Genomic DNA, 16,737 nt, shown 5'->3' with positions numbered 1-16,737 from the left:
AGCTGCCCTAACTGTTCACCTTTGGTGTGCGGCGTGTCGCGTTGCGTTCGGTGAACGAATCGGGCAGGGCCCGGCGTCGATCAGCGGCGGAGCCACTCCAGGGCGGCCGGTGCGCCGCCGAGCACCGACAGGTGCCCGTCGTCGTCGGTGATCCGCAGCTCGGCCGCCGGGCAGACCCCGGCCAGCCAGCGGCTGTGGCTGGCCGGCACCACCCGGTCGCGCCCGCCGTGCAGCAGCAGCACCGGGACGGTCACCCGGGCCGGGTCGAAGCCCCACGGGGTGACGTAGGCGAGGTCGTCGTCGACCAGGCCGTCCGGGCCGCCCCGCACCGCCGGACCCACCACCTCGTCGAGCCAGGCCCACGGCCCGGCCAGGGTGGCCAGGTCGGCCGGGGTGAACTCCGGGTCGTAGTCGGTGTCGGACGCGGCGTGCCGCTCCTTGACCGCCCGGCCCTGCGTGGCGGCCCGCAGCGACGCCTGCCCGGACGGCGTCATCCCGGCGAACCAGTCCAGCCCGGCCGCATCGTAGGGGGCGAGGCCGGCGACGGCGACGACGGCGACCACCCGGTCGGGGTGCACCGCGCCGCTGGCCAGCGCGTGCGGCGCACCGCCGGAGTGACCCACGGTGGCGTACCGGTCCAGGCCCAGCGCGTCGGCGACCCGGGCGACGTCGGCGGCGGCCGAGGCCACGTCCCGCCCGGGGCGTCGGGTCGAACCGCCGTAGCCGGGCCGGTCATAGGACACCCAGCGCAGGCCGAGCCGGTCGGCGGCGGCGAACAGCGGGGCCGGCGGTGCGCCGATGTTGGGGGTGCCGTGGTGCCAGACGACCGGCAGCCGGCCGGTGCCGTCGTCGCCGGTGTCGTAGACGTGCAGGGTGCCGCCGTCCGGCAGCGGCACGTCGCGTTCGCTCGGCCCGGTCGGGCGGCTCACTGGTCGACCCAGCCCGTCGGGTTGCTGAACGACTCGCGGGAGATGCCGGAGCCGGTGCGGGGCCAGTCGCCGAACCGCCTGTCGTGCAGGTGGGCGAAGAAGTAGCAGATGCCCTGGAGGTGGGCGTCGGGCACCGCCCGGGTCGGGTCGGCCCGGACCGCCTCGTAGAACTCCCGACCGAGCGCCACCACGTGGCCCCGGGCGTAGAGGAAACCGTCGTCGGAGCCGTCGACCACCGCGTGCACGTCGGCCCGGTCGATGTCGTACAGCTTGCGTTCGACGACCCGGTCGAGGGCGGTCAGCTCGGGGCTGGACAGGTCGGCGCAGAGCTGGCCCAACTGGTCGAGGAAGGCGTCCCGCCAGCCGTCGAACGCGTACGCGTCGTCGTCGGAGGCGGACCGGTCGCGGGTGAGCAGCGCCCGGCGCAGCGCGGCCGGCTCGGGGCCGAGCCGTTCCCAGGCGGCCTCCACCAGGGCCCAGAACCGGGCCTCCTCCTCGGCCGTGGGCAGCCGGTTCGCGGTTTCCGTGTCGCTCATGGGCAGCACCGTAGCGGGACGCCCCGACGTTCTGCGGGCACCCCGCGCGCGGGTGGCGCGGATGTCGGGGCCGCCCACCCGGGTGGGCGGCCCCGACGGGGTTCAGCGCGGCCGACGGGGTTCAGCGCGGCCGGCGAGGTAGCGCGCGGACGAAGGCGGACCAGGCGGCCGGGCCGAACCGTAACGCCGGGCCGGCCGTGTCCTTGCTGTCCCGAACGCCGATCAGGCCGGGCAGGTTGTCGGCCACCTCGACGCAGTCGCCGCCGCTCCCGCCGCTGCGGGTGCTCTTGCGCCAGACGGCACCGGCCAGGTCAGTCATGCCCACTCCTCGATGATCGCAGTGATCAGCTTCTCGGTTGCCGCCTCGTCCGCCGCGAGCGTCTCCAGGTCGGCCCAGACGCGGTCGTAGGCGGCGACCTCCGCCGGCTTGTCCAGATAGAGCGCGCCGGTGATGTTCTCCAGGTAGACGGTAGTCGGCTCCGTCGATGCCCGCCCGAACGCCTGCGGGAAGTCCAGCAGGACGAAGGTGCCCGTCTCGCTGGCCAGCGGCGGGCCGGCGGTGAACGGCAGGACGCGCAGGCTCACGTTGGGCAGGGTGGCCATGTCGAGCAGGTGCCGCAGCTGCCCGGCCATCGCCCGCCGGTCGGGGAGGGTGCGCCGCAGCACCGCCTCGCTCAGCACCACCCTGAGGGTGGGCGCGCTGGGCAGCCGGCGGGTCAGGACGTGCTGGCGCTGCATGCGGACCTCGACGAGCTTTTCGCGATCCGCCGGGCTCATGGTGGGATTCTTGCGGAGAAACAGTTCTGCCGCGTACTCGCGGGTCTGGAGCAGACCCGGGATCAGTTCCGAATCGTATCGGCGCATGAGAGCGGCCGACGATTCGAGGCCGACGTAGAGCGAGAACCAGGACGGGACCACGTCGCCGTAGGAATGCCACCAGCCCTTGGCGCGGGTCTCCCGGGCGAGCCCGGTGACGATGGACGTCATCTCCTCGGGCACCCGGTACATCGCACACATGGCGCGGGCGTCCACCACCCGCACCGGCACCAGGCCCTTCTCGATGCGCCACACCTTCTGCCGGGAGCAGTCCAGCCCCTCGGCCGCGCGGTCCAGGGAGACCGAGGCGTCCTCGCGGAGCTGGGTGAGCAGCCGGCCGAGCTGTCGCCGGGGGACGGTTGAACCGCTTGTTTCCTCCGTCATGCAACATCACCGCACCCCTGGTGCAACAACAATTGTTTCCCCTGCGCCATTTCCGTCCTCCGTCCCTCGCGCGTCAAATCGACACGACATTAGGGGGAGGGGGAGTTGTTGCGCAAGGTGTCGGTCGTGTCGCAGGCTGTGAATTACCGGACGGTGATCCGGGCGCCAAAAATGGCGTCGACAATAGCCCGCTGTCCCGCTCGTAGCGAATAGCGCGCGGGCGGGGCGGCGCTATTTCCGGAAAGGACACCCGATGTGTGCCACCTGCGAGCGCGGAGCCCCGCCCGGGGTGGCGTCGTGACCGCCCGCCGCGAGGTGCCGCTGCTGGTCCGGCTCGCCTGGGACTGCCTGGACCAGCACCGGCGCGGTCGCTGCGGGAGGTGCGCCGAGGCCGGGTTCTGCCCGGTGGTGGAGGCCGCCCGGCACCGGATCAGGCAGTGGCGCAGGTTCCGGCACGTCTGGGGGCGGCGGTGAGCACGCTGCCGCCGAAGGCGGGTGACCTGGTGGACGTCGGCCGGGCGGCCAGTGTGCAGTTCGTCAGGCCGATCAGGTGCCGGGTGATCCGGGTGCTCGACTGGATCACCTACGACGGGTGGTGCTGGCTCGACGTCTACCAACTCGACGCCAGGGGGGACGCGGTGCTCCGGCGCTCGATCTTCGTACGGCCGGCGGGGTTGGTGATGGTGCGGCCCGCGCCGGTGCCGCGTGCGCCGAGCCGGGCGGGGGTGACGCCGAACATGCGGCGGGGGCCCCGGCCGGCGGGGGTGCCGCCGGCGGACGGTGGACGGGGCGCGGCCGGTGCGTCGCCCGAGCGCCGGCCGGCGGGCGGTGAGCGGGGTGCGTCGCCGGAGCGCCGGCCGGCGGGCGGACGGGGTGCGGCCGGCGGCGGATGACGGGAGTCAGGGCGTCGTGGTGGCGGCGAAGTAGGGCTCGGCCGCCTCCAGCCGGGGGACCCGGATGCCCCGGCTGCGGGCCTCGGCCAGGGTGTCGCGGCAGACCGCGCGCAGCTCCTCGGGGTTCGCGTGCGCCCGGGTCACCCGGCGCATCGGCGGGAAGCGGTTGAGCAGCAGGGACATCGCCGGTGCCGCCAGCCACGGGGGCGCGGTGAAGGGCAGCAGCTCGGCGCGGTGCCGCCGCAGGTCGACGCCGCGCGCCTCGACCAGCGGCAGCAGCTCGCGGGTGGCGAGGATCGCCTCGCGGAGGTCGCCGGTGGTCAGGGTGGACAGTGCGCCCCGCCGCAGGCTCTGCGTGTGCAGCCCGGCATTCTGCACGAAGTGGACCGACAGCCAGCCACGGAAGTCGGCGTTCTCCCGGACCCGGAACCCGGCGGCGCGGAACACCCGGCGCACGGCCTGCTCGCGGTCGGTCGGCGGCCGGTCGAGCGTGCCGAGGAAGACCACGGGCAGCAGGGACGCGCGCAGCACGCCGTCGTCGCCGAACCCGCCGCCGGCCCCGGGGAAGCCCCAGGCCACCTGGTCGGCGGGGAGGTCGGCGGTCGCGGTCAGCGGCTCCACCCACAGGTTGTTGAAGACGAGGACCGTGGCTCGGCCCACCCGGGGCCCGAGGAAGGCCGCCGCCTCGGCGAAGTTGTAGTGCTGCACGCTCAGCACGATCAGGTCGAAGTCGTGGTCGGGCTCCAGCGTCTCGCGGTAGCGCACCGGCCACGTCCCGGCGACCCGCCGGCCCCACGGCCGCCGCCGGGCGTCGAGCAGGTCGAGGTCGATCGCCTCCCCGTACGCCGCCGCCCGCCCCGGGCGGACGTAGAACTCCACCTGGTGGCCCGCCCGTTCCAGGGCCCACCCGTAGGTCGCGCTGATCACGCCACGGCCGAACATCAGAATCTTCACGCGCACCTCGGAGGCTATAATCGGAGACCATCTCCATTTCCAAAATATGGAGACAGTCTCCACTTGTCAACGCGAGGCCCCCCATGACCGACGCCAAGCCGCTGCGCGCCGACGCCCGCCGCAACCGCGACGCCCTGCTCGCCAAGGCCCGCGAACTGTTCGCCGAGGGTCGCTACGACCTGCGCTTCGACGACTTCGCCAAGCTGGCCGGGGTCGGCACCGGCACGCTCTACCGGCACTTCCCCACCCGGGAAGCCCTGGCCGAGGCGGTCTACCGGGAAGAACTCGCCGCCATGTGCGACCGGGCCCGCGAGGCGCAGACCACCCTTCCCCCCGACGAGGCGCTGGAGTCCTTCCTGCGGGGATTCGTGGCCCACCTGCACGACCACGAGGGCCTCGCCCGCACCCTGTCCACGCTGATGGCCGCCCGCTCCGGCGCGCTGGCCGAGGGCGCCGAAGCCCTCGGCCGGGCCGTCACCGACCTGCTGGCCGCCGCCGTCCGGGCCGGGAAGATCCGCGACGACGTGGGAGCCGGCGCGGTCATGATGGCCCTCCAGGGCATCTGCGCGGCCTACGGCCACCCGGCCTACCGGCCCGACGCGGACGGGGTGATCACCCTCGTCCTCGCCGGCCTGCGCCGGCCGGCACGATGAGCGCGGCCCGCGCCTCCACCGCCGGTGGCGGGGGAACGCGGGCCGCGCGGGAGGCCGGGGCGGGGTACGGGCCGCTCGTGGCTGCCCGTACCCCGCCGGTGGCTGCCCGTATCTTGCTGGTGGCTGCCCGTATCTTGCCGGTGGCTGCCCGTATCCCGCCGGTGGCTCAGGTGTCGTAGCGGCAGGTGCCGCCGGTGTTCGCCGTACAGTCGTTGAGCTGGAGGCTGTCCAGGTTGATGGCCTGGTTGCCGGTGGTGGACTGCGGCGGCACGTTCACGGTGATCCGCACGCTTGCGGCGTTCGCCGGGGCGGTGGCGGTCGTCCGGTACTCCAGCCAGTTGCTGGCGAGCGTGTCGGTCGCTCCGGTGCTGGTCGACAGCAGGGTGCCGCCCGAGTTGTACCAGGCGAGCTGGAGCTGAGTGTTCACCGCCGTGCCGCTGCGCAACCGGGTGAACAGCTTGTACGTCCGGCCGGCGGTGACCGTGGCCCGGTTCGTCAGCGAGATCGACGACGTGTTGGACGGCCCGGTGTAGGTGTTGAGCTGGACCGACCGACGACCGTCGAAGTAGGTGCAGGAGTTCGTCGAGATGCCGCAGGCGGGCGTCACCTGGTGCCAGCCGCCCGACGTGGTGAACGTCGACGTGCTGCTGCTGGGGGTGGCGGCCTCGACCGTACGCTGCTCGGCGGTGAGCAGGTCGTTGTTCGCGCCCACGTCGCAGCAGACCGGGGTGGTCAGCATCGGGTGGTTCGCCACGTTCACCTTCGCCGTCGACGGGCTCGGGTCGATGTAGAAGCTGGCCGACAGCTCACTCGGGTCGTAGTAGCTGCGGAACCCCGGATCGGTGTTCCAGTTGTCCCACCAGCCGTACATGATGTCCGGCACGTAGGAGGCCCCCGTCTCGGCCATCCAGGCGTGCCCCGCGCCGAGCACGTGCAGCAGCTCGTGTCCGGCCACGCCGGTCGTCCACGACTCGGTCACCGCCGAGCAGTGCACGCCGCTGGAGTTCCCGCCGGACGGGCACTGGTAGGCGTCGGAGTTCGACGCGAAATCGGTGAACACCAGGTAGATCCGGTTGCTGTCCTGGTATCCGGCGGAGACCAGGTCACTGCGGACCGTGCTGGCGGGGGTGTTCGGGTTCGCCCCGGCGTCGATCTTCTCGGGCACGACCAGGGACCTGGCGTAGCCGGCGTACGTGCTGGTGTCGTAGCCCGTACGGCAGCTGAAGTTGTAGTGCTGGTCGTAGTTGGTCGACTCGTCGAGCGCCCAGTCGATCCGGTCCACCACCTTGGCGATGTACTCGACGTTGGCCTCGTAGTTGTTGCCGACACCGTCGTGCCAGGCGTAGATCACCTGGACGGCGGGGGTCGCGCCGGTCGGTGCGGCCGGGTTGGCGACGGTGGACTGGCAGCCGCGCTTGGGCACCGTGGGCATGCTCGGCTGCGCGTACGGCTGGGCCGGCTCGGTGCCGGGCCCCCAGGCCAGGGCGGCGGTCGGGGCGGAGAGCACCGCGAGAGCGGTGGCCAGGGTGGCGGCGGCGACGGCGGTCAGGGTGCGCGGTCGTCGGGTCCGGAACGGGGACCGGGGCAAGGATGCTCCTCGGTTGGTGGTGGACACCGCCGGTTGACGGTGCGTGTCCATCCAAACGAGCTGCGTGACATTCATCAACATTGATCGATGGTGAAGAACATCTCTCCCAGGTCCTGGATAAACGCTTGCCCTGTGACGAGTAACCTGTAGTGACAGATCAGTCACGTGTGGTGGGTGGATTGGTTCGGGGGTCGGCGTGGGTGCGCCCGGCAGGATTCGAACCTGCGGCCTTGGGATTAGAAGTCCCCTGCTCTATCCGCTGAGCTACGGGCGCGCGGCGTACGTGTCGCGCCAAGAGGGTACCGCCGACCCCCCGCCGTACGGCGGAACGGGTCGCATCCGGACACGCGTGATCAGCGTCGCACGGCACCCCCGATCCGGGCACCCCTCTTCCGCCCGGCGCGGCGGGCCGTACCCTCGGGTCCGTGCTGCTGGAACCCGACGCCGAAGACGAGGTCGCCTACGAGCTGTGCCAGCTCCTGGGCCGGGCCATCCTGCCGGTCGACACGGCCGGCGACCCGGGCACCGCCTTCTTCCTCGGCCATCCGGCCGGCGAGTTCCTGCTCACCGCCGACACGGTCGCCGGGCGGGCGCAGCGGCTCGGCCTGCGGCCCAGTGTCACCGAGCCGGCCGGCGTGGCGGGCGCGTCGCTGCCGCTGGCGGATCTGTCGGCGGGCTGGAGCCGGGACGCACGGCTCGGCGTGGCGGCCCTGCCCACCGGCGAGCTGCACGGGTACGCCGCCGGGCAGGGCTGGCGGTGGCGGGTGCAGCCGGTGCCGGCCGCGGTCGCCGTGACGGCGGACGATCTCGACGCGTTCGGTGCCGGGCCGGTCACCGCGATCGTGCTGGCCCTCGGCGTCGGCGACGACGGTAGCCGACCGCTGGAGGTCGCCGTCGAGCGGGCCGTCCGCGACGGCGACCGGCTGCGGATCACCGCCGTGCTCCCCGCCGGCTACGTCGGCGCTCCCGTCTTCGGGGTACGTTCCGACGCCGCCGGGGAGGTCGGCCTGCGCTGCCTCGGCGTGCTCCTACCCGCCGACGACGCGCCCGCCGACGACGCGCCCAACGGCGACGCGCCCGCCGACGACGCGCCCAACGGCGACGCGCCCGCCGGCGACGCGCCCGCCGGCGACGCGCCCGGAGGCGGCCACCCGGTGGCGACCCTCGACCGCGTGCTCGCCGCCCTGCCCACCTCCTGAACGCCCCTCCGCCTCCCGGCCACCGCCGGGCTGCCTACCCCGACGGCTTGATCGACTCAAGTGGGCCGATGTGGCGGCATCCCGCGTGCCGGTTACCGCTGCATCGGCCCACTTGAGTCGATCCTCGACCCGGAGGAGGCCCCGGGCTCAGGTCCGGGGGTCGGTGGGGCAGCGGGCGCGGGCGGGGGCGGATCGGCGTCCGGCAGGGTGGGGCCGGCACCGAGGAACGCGTCGGCCCACCGGCCGACCTCGGTGAAGACCCGTTCGCGTACGGCGGGGCCGGAGAGGACCAGGTCGTGCTTGCCGCCGTCGAAGCGGGCCACTGTCACGTGCCGGCCGAGCCGGGGCGCCCAGCGGACCATGTGCTCCACGTCCAGCACCGCGTCGGCCAGGGCCGCCGAGTCGTGCCAGCGGGTGCCCCGGAAACTCCGGGTCGAGCAGGCCACCAGCACGGGGACGGGAATGTCCAGCCCGGCGCGGAGCTGCCGCTGGGCGGTGCGGATGGCGGTCAGCCAGCCGGCCCGGACGGGGAACCCGGCGAGCGGCTTCCAGGCCAGGTCGTACGTCCACTCGCCCCGATGGTCGGCGTGCAGGCTCTCGCCGTACACGGTGCCCAGGCCGAAGGGGAGGATGCGGTGCGGCGCGCGACGGCCCAGCCGGGAGACGGCGGCCGCGAGGGGGCGACGGACCAGCCAGGGGGCGTTGAGGTCGAAGAAGGGGCTGTTCAGGACGAGCCCGTCGACCGCTGCGGCGTCGCGGCGGGCGTGTGCCCACAGCGAGATGATCAGGCCGCCGGTGGAGTGGCCCATGGCGAGCAGGGTGTCGTGCCCGTCGTCGTCGCGGATGATCTTCGCGGCGGCGTCCAGCTCGGGGAAGTAGTCGCTCAGGTCGCGGCAGAAGTTCGGGGTCTGGTGCGGTAGCAGACTGCGGCCGTACTTGCGCAGGTCGAGGGCGTAGAAGTCCCAGCCGCGCTCGGCGTAGAAGTCGGCCAGGTGGGTCTGGAAGAAGTAGTCGACGAAGCCGTGCACGTAGAGCACCGCCCGGCCGGTCGGGCGGTCGGCGCGCCGCCGGACCAGGGTCGCGACCACCGGACCCTCGTCGTCGATGCCCAGGTCGATCGTCTGCCGCTCGTACGGCGGCCCCAGCACGTCCTGTTCCACGACCGCGACGCTACGCCCCGCAGGCTACCGGGCGGTAGCCCCGGGTCGGACGTCGTGCTGGAGGGCGTCGGCGCGGCCGATCGCCCGCTGCCCGGACGGTGGCGGGCCGCCCGAGCCGGGCCGTTCCCCTCCGGCGGGGGAGGGGAACGGCCCGGTGTCAGGTCAGGCGGTCTCGGCGTCCACCCGGTCGAGGTTCCCGTCAGCGTCGAGTTCCGGGGCGGGGGTGGGCTGGGCCATCTCCCGGATGTGCTTGTTGTGCCGGGGCTCCTGCCTGGTCTTGGCGTCGTTGAGCTTGCGGCGCAGGTCGTCCCGGGCGTCGTTGAGGGCGGCCCGCAGGTCCTCCTCGCTCGACGTGGTGACGATCTTCTGCCGGCCGGCGATCCAGCACTCCAGGGTGACCTTCTGCCCGCGCGCCTCCCGGTCCTTGACCGACACCTCCAGCTCGGTGGCGTCGGCGTGGAAGGCGGCCAGCCGGGCGTCCAGGGTGCCGAACTGCTCGACGATCCAGTTCCGGTCGCCCTGGGAGAAGCCCGCGCCCATCCGCAGGCACTCGGCCACGGTCGCCGGGTTCGCCACCGCGCTCATCGCCGCACCTCCCGCTCGGTGCGGACGGAACCGGTCGTACGCAACGGGGTCCGAATCATCAGCGTTGCCTTTCTCGTCGGACGTCGTGCCTGGTGGTGCCTGGGTGATCAACTCTTTACCCAGCCGGGGTCGACCTCACTCCGGGTGACGCCACCTTCCCCTGACGTCGTGACCCGGGGGGTGGGATCGGCTCCGCCCCCTGATCCTCGCCCCGGCCGGTCGGGCCACCCCAGGGCCTGATGGCCTAGCACACCGGGACCTTGATCAGGTGGCCGTCCACAGGCGCTCCGGTTGTCCACAGGACCGGGGTCGGGGCCTCGCGTCGCCGGGCCGTACCGGCCAGGCTCGGTCCCGAGTCGACTCGCCATTGCATCCACAGGCCCCTGGGAGGGGACGATGTTCGATACCTACGTCACGGTCGTCGGCAACGTGCTGACCGCGCCGGAATGGCGTCGTACGGCGCAGAGCAACACCCTGGTCGCCAACTTCAAGGTGGCCTCGACCGCCCGCCGCCTCAACCGCGACAGCGGCCGGTGGGTGGACGGCAACAGCCTGCGCGTCCGGGTCAACTGCTGGCGCAAGCTGGCCGAGGGGGTGGCCGCCTCGGTCATGGTCGGCGACCCGGTGGTGGTCGCGGGACGGCTCTACACCCGCGACTGGACCGACGACGCCGGCAACCACCGGGTGCTCTACGAGTTGGAGGCGGTCGCGGTCGGGCACGACCTGTCCCGGGGCCGGTCCCGCTTCCTGCGCAACCGGCCGAGCATGGCCACCAGCACAGTGGAGGACGCGGCGGCGGCCCAGCGGGTGCACGGCGAGCCGACCGAGCCGGTGCCGGCCGACCAGGCGCCCGCCGCGCCGGACGACCGCCCCCTCGACGACGACTTCGACCTGTCCGGCTTCGGTTTCCCGCGCGCCGGCCACGACCTGCCGGGCGGCGGGTACGTCCCGCCGGCCGACCCGTTCGACGACGAACCCGACGACGACCTGGCCCCGCTGCCCGACGACGAACCGGCGATGCCGTCCGGCGGCGGGGACCGGCCGGGCGACGGGGACGGCCCGGCCGGTGGGGGCGGTCCGGGCGGTGAGGGCGGTCCGGGCGGTGAGGGCGGTCCGGGCGGTGAGGGCGGTCCGGGCGGTGAGGGCGGTCCGGGCGGCGGGAACCGGCCGGAGGGGGAGAGCGGCCCCGGCGACGAGGGGTCGGCCGGTGCGCAGGGCGCGGTCGTCCCGACCCCGGGCGAGGTGGCGCTCGGTCCGGCGGGCCGGGGTCGGCGTGGCCGGGGGCGGGTGCCGGTGCCGGCCTGAGAAACACCCCACGGGTGCCCGCACCGGGTGGGGGCGCGCTCCGGAACCCGTGCCGGGGAAGGGGCACGGGTTCCGGTTCGTACGGAACGGGGGCGGGGTGGCGACGGCGACGTGGTCACCCCGCCGTACGACTAGGCTGGCCGGCCGGAGGTGGTGACGGGTGGGGCGACGCACAGCGACGGCGGACACGGTCGGGCTGCTGGCCGGGTACGCGCTGGACAGCCTGCTCGGCGATCCTCGGCGTTGGCATCCGGTGGCCGGCTTCGGCCGGGCCGCCGGTGCCCTGGAACGGCGGGTCTACCGCGCCGACCGCCGGGCGGGAGCGTTGTTCACCGCCGTCGCGGTGGGCGGGCCGGTGCTGCTCGGGGCAGCGGTCAGCCGGGCCACCCGGCGACACCCGGTGGCCCGCGCCCTGGCCGTGGCCGCCGGCACCTGGACGGTGCTCGGCGGGCGGACCCTGCGCCACGAGGCGACGGTGATGGGCGCGGCCCTGCGTGCCGGTGACCTGCCGGCCGCCCGGCACCGGCTCGGGCACCTCTGCGGCCGGGACCCGTCCCGGCTCGACGAGGGCGAGCTGGCCCGCGCCACCGTCGAGTCGGTGGCCGAGAACACCTCCGACGCGGTCGTCGCGCCGCTGGTCTGGGGCGCGCTCGCCGGGCTGCCCGGCCTGCTCGGCTACCGGGCGGCCAACACCCTCGACGCGATGGTCGGGCACCGCTCACCGCGCTACGCCCGGTTCGGCACCCCGGCCGCCCGCCTCGACGACCTGCTCAACCTGATGCCGGCCCGACTGACCGGACTGCTCACCGTGGCCGCCGCGCCCACCGTGCACGGCGACCGGGAACGGGCCTGGCAGGTCTGGCGTCGGGACCGCAACGACCACCCCAGCCCCAACGCCGGGCAGTGCGAGGCGGCGATGGCCGGTGCGCTGGGCGTCCGGCTCGGCGGCCGCAACGTCTACTTCGGGCGGTCCGAGGTACGGCCGTTCCTCGGCGACGGCCCACGCCCCGAGGCACGGCACCTCAAGCGGGCCGCCCGGCTCTCCGGCACGGTCGGGCTGGCCGCCCTCGCGCTGGCTGCCGCCTGGCCGACGACCGGGGGCCGGCTGGTCGCCGCCGGTGGCGCGCTGTGCGGTCGCCCACTGCGTCGGCTCACCGGATGGTCGGCAGCGGCGGCCGGGCGCGGTCGGGCCGCCGGGGTACGGCGGCCGGCGTGGGCGTCCGGGCCCGCCGGGGCCCTCCGCGTACCGGCCGTCGCCGGAGTCGGTGAGCGGGGGCGCGGGCGGTGAGCGGCGGGCTGCTCGTCGCAGGGACCACCTCCGACGCGGGCAAGAGCGTGCTCACCGCCGGCATCTGCCGGTGGCTGCACCGGGCCGGCGTCGCCGTGGCCCCGTTCAAGGCGCAGAACATGTCCAACAACTCCGCCGTGGTGGTCGGCCCGGACGGGCGGGGCGGCGAGATCGGGCGGGCCCAGGCGATGCAGGCCGCCGCCTGCGGGCTCGTTCCCGACCTGCGGTTCAACCCGGTGCTGCTCAAGCCCGGCAGCGACCTGGCCAGTCAGGTGGTGCTGCTCGGCGAGGCCGTCGACACGGTCACCGCCGGCAACTTCCGCACCCTGCGTCCGAAGCTCGCCGAGACGGCGTACGCGGCCCTGGCCGAGCTGCGGACGACCTACGACGTGGTGATCTGCGAGGGCGCGGGCAGCCCCGCCGAGATCAACCTGCGGGCCGGCGACTACGTCAACATGGGGCTCGCCCGGCACGCCGGTCTGCCCACGATCGTGGTCGGCGACATCGACCGGGGCGGCGTGTTCGCCTCGATGTTCGGCACGGTGGCCCTGCTCGACCCCGCCGACCAGGCGCTGGTCGCCGGCTTCGTGATCAACAAGTTCCGGGGTGACCTCGGCCTGCTCCGTCCCGGGCTCGACATGCTGCACCGGGTGACCGGCCGGCCCACCTACGGGGTGCTGCCCTGGCACCTCGACCTGTGGCTCGACGCGGAGGACTCGCTCGCCTACGGCCGGGTGCTCGGCCGGCCCGCCGCCCCGCACGGCACCGACTGGCTCGACGTCGCCGTGGTCCGACTGCCCCGGATCAGCAACGCCACCGACGTGGAGGCCCTCGCCACCGAACCGGGCGTGCGGGTCCGGCTCACCGTCGAGCCGGCCGAGCTGGCCGCCGCCGACCTGGTCGTCCTGCCCGGCTCGAAGTCCACCGTCGCCGACCTGGCCTGGCTGCGCGAGACCGGGCTCGCCGAGGCGGTCACCGCGCACGCCGCCGCCGGCCGGCCGCTGCTGGGCATCTGCGGCGGCTTCCAGATGCTGGCGACCGCCATCCACGATCCGGTGGAGAGCCGCCGGGGCAGCGTCCCCGGGCTGGGCCTGCTCCCCATCGAGATCACCTTCGACCCGGTGAAGACCGTCCGTCCCGCCGTCGGCACCGCCGCGCCGGACGTCCCGGTACGCGGCTACGAGATCCACCACGGGTACGTCTCCACCGCCGACGCGGACCTGCCGCCGCTGCTGCACCACGCCGACGGCCGGCCCGAGGGCGCGCGGCTCGGCGCGGTGCACGGCACCCACTGGCACGGCGCGTTCGAGTCCGACGAGTTCCGCCGCCGGTTCCTGACCGAGGTGGCCCGGTCGGCCGGCCGGCACGGCTTCACCGTCGCACCGGGCACCAGCTTCGACGCCGTCCGCGAGCGCTCCCTCGACCTGCTCGGCGACCTGGTCGAGGAGCACCTCGACACCGCCGCGCTGTGGCGGCTCATCGAGAGCGGCGCTCCCGCCGACCTGCCGTTCATCCCACCCGGCGCACCACCGGCGACCTGACCCTCCCGCCCGCCCCGGCCGGACACCCGGTCAGTGCCAGCCCCGGCCGGACACCCGGTCGATGCCCGCACCGGTTGGGCACCCGGTCAGTGCCAGCCCCGGCCGGACACCCGGTCAGTGCCCGCCCCGGCCGGACACCGGCCCCGTGCCCGCGTCGGCCGGGCAGATGGTCGGGGGCCGGGCAGATTGGTCGGGCCATCGTCGTGCCGGGCCCGGTCGTCAGCGGCGCACGTCGGCGGGCTGGTCGGACAGCGGCAACCCGGCCTCCAGCCACGCCTGCACGCCGCCGGTCATGTCGGTGGCGTTGCGCAGGCCCAACGCCTGCAGGCTCGCCGCCGCCAGGCTGGAGCTGAACCCGTGCCGGCAGACCACCACGATCTCCCGGTCGTAGCCGGTCGCCTCGGGGATGCTCCACTCGCTGGCCGGGTCCAGCCGCCACTCCAGCACCGTCCGGTCGATGACGACCGCGCCGGGCAGGTCCCCCTGCTCCCGGCGTTGCCCCTCGGTACGCGTGTCGACCAGCAGCGCACCCGCCCGTACCGCCTCGACCGTCTGGTGAGGACTCAACCGGCGCAGCCCGGCCCGGGCCTGTTCCAGCAGAGCGTCCACGCCGGGACTCATCACGTCATTGAGCACGTCCAGATCATGCCCCGGCACCAATCGCGTCGCCCGACGAACCTCACTCCCCACGGCGGAACCAGGCTCACGGGGGACACCCACTAGCGTCACCTGTGTGACGGTGGCCCTGGTCGAGGCGTACGCGACGCTGGCCCGGCGGGTGCTCGCCGGGCCGGCGCGGTTGGGGCGTACCCGACTGGTGGCCGTCGACGGGCCCAGCGGCGCGGGCAAGAGCGTCTTCACCGCGCGCCTCGCGGACGCCCTGGCCGGCCTGCCCGACGGCGGACGGCCACCGGTGGTGCACACCGACGACCTGCTCGACGGCTGGGACGACCAGTTCACCTTCTGGACCCGGCTGGAGGAACGGGTGCTCACCCCGCTGCGGGACGGGCGACCGGGCTGCTACCGACGGTACAGCTGGGTACGCCGGGCGTTCCTGCCCCGCGAGGTGCCGGTGCCGGTCGCGCCGGTGCTGCTGCTGGAGGGGGTGAGCGCCGCGCGGGCGGCGATCCGTCCGGAGCTGACCCTGTCGGTGCAGGTCACCGCCCCGGGTCCGGTGCGGTTGCGGCGCGCGCTGGACCGCGACGGCGCGCACCTGCTGGCGGAGCTGCGGCGCTGGCACGCGGGGGAGGAGGCCCACTTCGCCGCCGACCGGACCGCCGACGCCGTCGACCTGGTGGTCGACGGCGCGCCGACCCTGCCGCACGACCCGGACCACTACTACGTCCGCCGCCCGGCACCCGCCGGTGCTCCCGGCCCGGCCGTCGGGCCGGCGGCTGCGGCCGGTCGCCGGTCCGGCCCGACCGCGGGTTCCGGCTCGCCGGGTGGCCCGCGGTAAGGCCGGCATACGATGCCGGTCATGACCTCACCGATCATGTCCGAGTCCGAGGTAAGGGCCGCCGTCGCGCGGGAACTGCCCGGGGTCCGTGCCGACCTGGAACGTCTCGTCCGCATCCCCGGCATCGCGTTCGAGGGGTTCGACCACTCGCACGTCGAGCGCTCCGCCGAGGCGGTCGCCGAGTTGCTGCGCGGCTGCGGTCTCGACGTGCGGATCGTGCGGTCGGGCGGTCAGCCCGCCGTGATCGGGACGAGGGCCGCCCCGCCCGGCGCACCCACCGTGCTCATGTACGCCCACCACGACGTGCAGCCCGTCGGCGACCTGTCGCTGTGGGAGTCCGAGCCGTTCGAGCCGGTCGAGCGGGACGGCCGTCTCTACGGGCGCGGCGCGGCCGACGACAAGGCCGGCATCATGGCGCACGTCGCCGCCCTGCGCGCCTTCGGCGACCGGCTCCCGGTCGGCGTGGTGCTGTTCATCGAGGGCGAGGAGGAGTACGGCTCGGACTCGCTGGAGCGGCTGCTCGCCGAGCACCGCGAGGAGATCGCCTCGGACGTCATCGTGATCGCCGACTCCACCAACTGGGACGTGGGCGTGCCGGCCCTGACCACCTCGCTGCGCGGCGTGGTCAACCTGTTCGTCGAGCTGCGCACCCTGGACCACGCGGTGCACAGCGGCATGTTCGGCGGGGCCGTGCCGGACGCGTTGACCGCGCTGGTCCGCCTGCTGGCGACCCTGCACGACGACGCCGGGGACGTGGCCGTCGAGGGCCTGACCGGCCGGGCGGGGGCCGAAGTCGACTACCCGGAGGACCGGTTCCGGGCCGAGGCCGGGCTGGTCGAGGGGGTCGCGCTGATCGGCACCGGCCGGATCACCGAGCGGCTCTGGACCCGGCCGGCGGTGGCGGTGCTCGGCATCGACGCGCCGGCCACCGGCGAGGCGCCCAACGCGCTGGTCCCGGCGGCGAAGGCCAAGCTGAGCGTACGGCTGGCGCCGGGCGACGACCCCAAGCGGGCGTACGACGCGGTGCGTACCCACCTGGAACGGCACGCGCCGTGGGGTGCCCGGGTGACGGTGACCCTGGAGCACGACGGCGACCCGTGTGTCATCGACGCGTCGGGGCCGATGTTCGACGCCGCCCGCGCCGCCTTCCGGGTCGCCTGGGACGGCACCGAGCCGGTGGACATCGGCGTCGGGGGTTCGATCCCGTTCATCGCCACCTTCCAGGAGATGTTCCCGCAGGCGGCGATCCTGGTGACCGGGGTGGAGGACCCGCACGCGCGGGCACACGGCCCCAACGAGAGCCTGCACCTCGGCGAGTTCGCCCGGGTCTGCCTGGCCGAGGCGTTGCTGCTGGCGAACGTGGCCGGGCAGGGGCGACGGGCCGGTTAGGGGCGACGGCCGGTCAGGGGCGACGGCCGGTCAGGGGCGACGGTTCGGCTAGGTCGCGGAA

Annotated in this window: 16 protein-coding genes, 1 tRNA gene and 2 pseudogenes; 9 read left to right on the top strand and 10 right to left on the bottom strand. The window is 74.4% G+C overall.

What is annotated here, in order from left to right:
- Window positions 1-80: 80 nt before the first annotated feature.
- From ACN261_RS02670 to ACN261_RS02655, 4 genes are all read right to left on the bottom strand, one after another.
- Window positions 81-929 carry an alpha/beta fold hydrolase gene (locus tag ACN261_RS02670; RefSeq protein ID WP_421483804.1) on the bottom strand — a complete coding sequence of 283 codons (849 nt, stop codon included), beginning with the start codon at window positions 927-929 and terminating at the stop codon, window positions 81-83.
- Entirely contained in the window at window positions 926-1,465 is a 540-nt protein-coding gene (locus ACN261_RS02665) for a DUF4240 domain-containing protein (protein ID WP_425848228.1), read from the bottom strand. The genes ACN261_RS02670 and ACN261_RS02665 overlap by 4 nt, the downstream gene beginning before the upstream one ends.
- Window positions 1,466-1,586: 121 nt before the next feature.
- Window positions 1,587-1,784, bottom strand: coding sequence for a DUF397 domain-containing protein (locus ACN261_RS02660; protein WP_425848225.1), 198 nt, complete (start codon window positions 1,782-1,784; stop codon window positions 1,587-1,589).
- On the bottom strand, window positions 1,781-2,665 hold the full coding sequence (locus ACN261_RS02655) for a helix-turn-helix domain-containing protein (protein WP_425848223.1): 885 nt from the start codon (window positions 2,663-2,665) through the stop codon (window positions 1,781-1,783). The genes ACN261_RS02660 and ACN261_RS02655 overlap by 4 nt, the downstream gene beginning before the upstream one ends.
- Before the next feature lie 297 nt (window positions 2,666-2,962).
- On the opposite strand from ACN261_RS02655, the gene ACN261_RS02650 reads away from it, so the two are divergent.
- The gene (locus tag ACN261_RS02650) at window positions 2,963-3,139 is read left to right on the top strand and encodes a hypothetical protein (protein WP_421483800.1); all 177 of its coding nucleotides are present in this window, start codon (window positions 2,963-2,965) and stop codon (window positions 3,137-3,139) included.
- 5 nt (window positions 3,140-3,144) lie between these two features.
- Window positions 3,145-3,432: pseudogene (locus ACN261_RS02645) on the top strand (hypothetical protein); the annotation flags it as partial.
- A 132-nt stretch (window positions 3,433-3,564) separates the two neighbouring features.
- On the opposite strand, the gene ACN261_RS02640 reads toward ACN261_RS02645, so the two are convergent.
- Window positions 3,565-4,518 carry a ketopantoate reductase family protein gene (locus tag ACN261_RS02640; RefSeq protein WP_425848222.1) on the bottom strand — a complete coding sequence of 318 codons (954 nt, stop codon included), beginning with the start codon at window positions 4,516-4,518 and terminating at the stop codon, window positions 3,565-3,567.
- Window positions 4,519-4,595: 77 nt separating this feature from the next.
- Between ACN261_RS02640 and ACN261_RS02635 the strand changes: the two genes are divergently transcribed.
- Window positions 4,596-5,165, top strand: coding sequence for a TetR/AcrR family transcriptional regulator (locus tag ACN261_RS02635; protein WP_421483798.1), 570 nt, complete (start codon window positions 4,596-4,598; stop codon window positions 5,163-5,165).
- A gap of 166 nt (window positions 5,166-5,331) precedes the next feature.
- Here ACN261_RS02635 and ACN261_RS02630 read toward each other — a convergent pair whose 3' ends face one another.
- Together ACN261_RS02630 and ACN261_RS02625 are read right to left on the bottom strand one after the other, a co-directional pair.
- Window positions 5,332-6,753 (bottom strand): hypothetical protein, encoded by a 1,422-nt coding sequence (locus ACN261_RS02630; RefSeq protein WP_425848221.1) that lies wholly within the window; start codon window positions 6,751-6,753, stop codon window positions 5,332-5,334.
- 201 nt (window positions 6,754-6,954) lie between these two features.
- Window positions 6,955-7,027, bottom strand: a tRNA-Arg gene (locus ACN261_RS02625).
- A gap of 151 nt (window positions 7,028-7,178) precedes the next feature.
- On the opposite strand from ACN261_RS02625, the gene ACN261_RS02620 reads away from it, so the two are divergent.
- Window positions 7,179-7,952, top strand: coding sequence for a hypothetical protein (locus tag ACN261_RS02620; RefSeq protein WP_425848218.1), 774 nt, complete (start codon window positions 7,179-7,181; stop codon window positions 7,950-7,952).
- Window positions 7,953-8,044: 92 nt separating this feature from the next.
- Here ACN261_RS02620 and ACN261_RS02615 read toward each other — a convergent pair whose 3' ends face one another.
- Together ACN261_RS02615 and ACN261_RS02610 are read right to left on the bottom strand one after the other, a co-directional pair.
- Window positions 8,045-9,112, bottom strand: coding sequence for an alpha/beta hydrolase (locus ACN261_RS02615; protein WP_425848217.1), 1,068 nt, complete (start codon window positions 9,110-9,112; stop codon window positions 8,045-8,047).
- 162 nt (window positions 9,113-9,274) lie between these two features.
- Window positions 9,275-9,697 (bottom strand): HPF/RaiA family ribosome-associated protein, encoded by a 423-nt coding sequence (locus ACN261_RS02610; protein WP_421483793.1) that lies wholly within the window; start codon window positions 9,695-9,697, stop codon window positions 9,275-9,277.
- A gap of 396 nt (window positions 9,698-10,093) precedes the next feature.
- Between ACN261_RS02610 and ACN261_RS02605 the strand changes: the two genes are divergently transcribed.
- From ACN261_RS02605 to ACN261_RS02595, 3 genes are all read left to right on the top strand, one after another.
- A complete protein-coding gene (locus ACN261_RS02605) occupies window positions 10,094-11,002 on the top strand; it encodes a single-stranded DNA-binding protein (protein WP_425848214.1) in 909 nt (302 codons plus the stop codon).
- A 160-nt stretch (window positions 11,003-11,162) separates the two neighbouring features.
- Window positions 11,163-12,290 (top strand): cobalamin biosynthesis protein, encoded by a 1,128-nt coding sequence (locus ACN261_RS02600; RefSeq protein ID WP_425848212.1) that lies wholly within the window; start codon window positions 11,163-11,165, stop codon window positions 12,288-12,290.
- On the top strand, window positions 12,287-13,831 hold the full coding sequence (locus tag ACN261_RS02595; RefSeq protein ID WP_421483791.1) for a cobyric acid synthase: 1,545 nt from the start codon (window positions 12,287-12,289) through the stop codon (window positions 13,829-13,831). The genes ACN261_RS02600 and ACN261_RS02595 overlap by 4 nt, the downstream gene beginning before the upstream one ends.
- A gap of 219 nt (window positions 13,832-14,050) precedes the next feature.
- Here ACN261_RS02595 and ACN261_RS02590 read toward each other — a convergent pair whose 3' ends face one another.
- Complete coding sequence (locus ACN261_RS02590; protein WP_421483790.1) at window positions 14,051-14,452, bottom strand: rhodanese-like domain-containing protein; 402 nt, start codon at window positions 14,450-14,452, stop codon at window positions 14,051-14,053.
- Here ACN261_RS02590 and ACN261_RS02585 point away from each other — a divergent pair.
- Window positions 14,451-15,189: pseudogene (locus ACN261_RS02585) on the top strand (uridine kinase family protein); the annotation flags it as partial. The gene ACN261_RS02590 and the pseudogene ACN261_RS02585 sit on opposite strands and share 2 nt — an antisense overlap.
- 134 nt (window positions 15,190-15,323) lie before the next feature.
- Window positions 15,324-16,676, top strand: a complete 1,353-nt coding sequence (locus ACN261_RS02580; RefSeq protein ID WP_421486906.1) for a dipeptidase — start codon at window positions 15,324-15,326, stop codon at window positions 16,674-16,676.
- Window positions 16,677-16,737 lie beyond the last annotated feature (61 nt).

Source organism: Micromonospora sp. WMMD723 (genome assembly GCF_049863385.1).
In the GTDB taxonomy this organism is placed as follows: domain Bacteria; phylum Actinomycetota; class Actinomycetes; order Mycobacteriales; family Micromonosporaceae; genus Micromonospora; species Micromonospora wenchangensis.
This window is presented reverse-complemented; position numbering and strand designations above follow the sequence as displayed.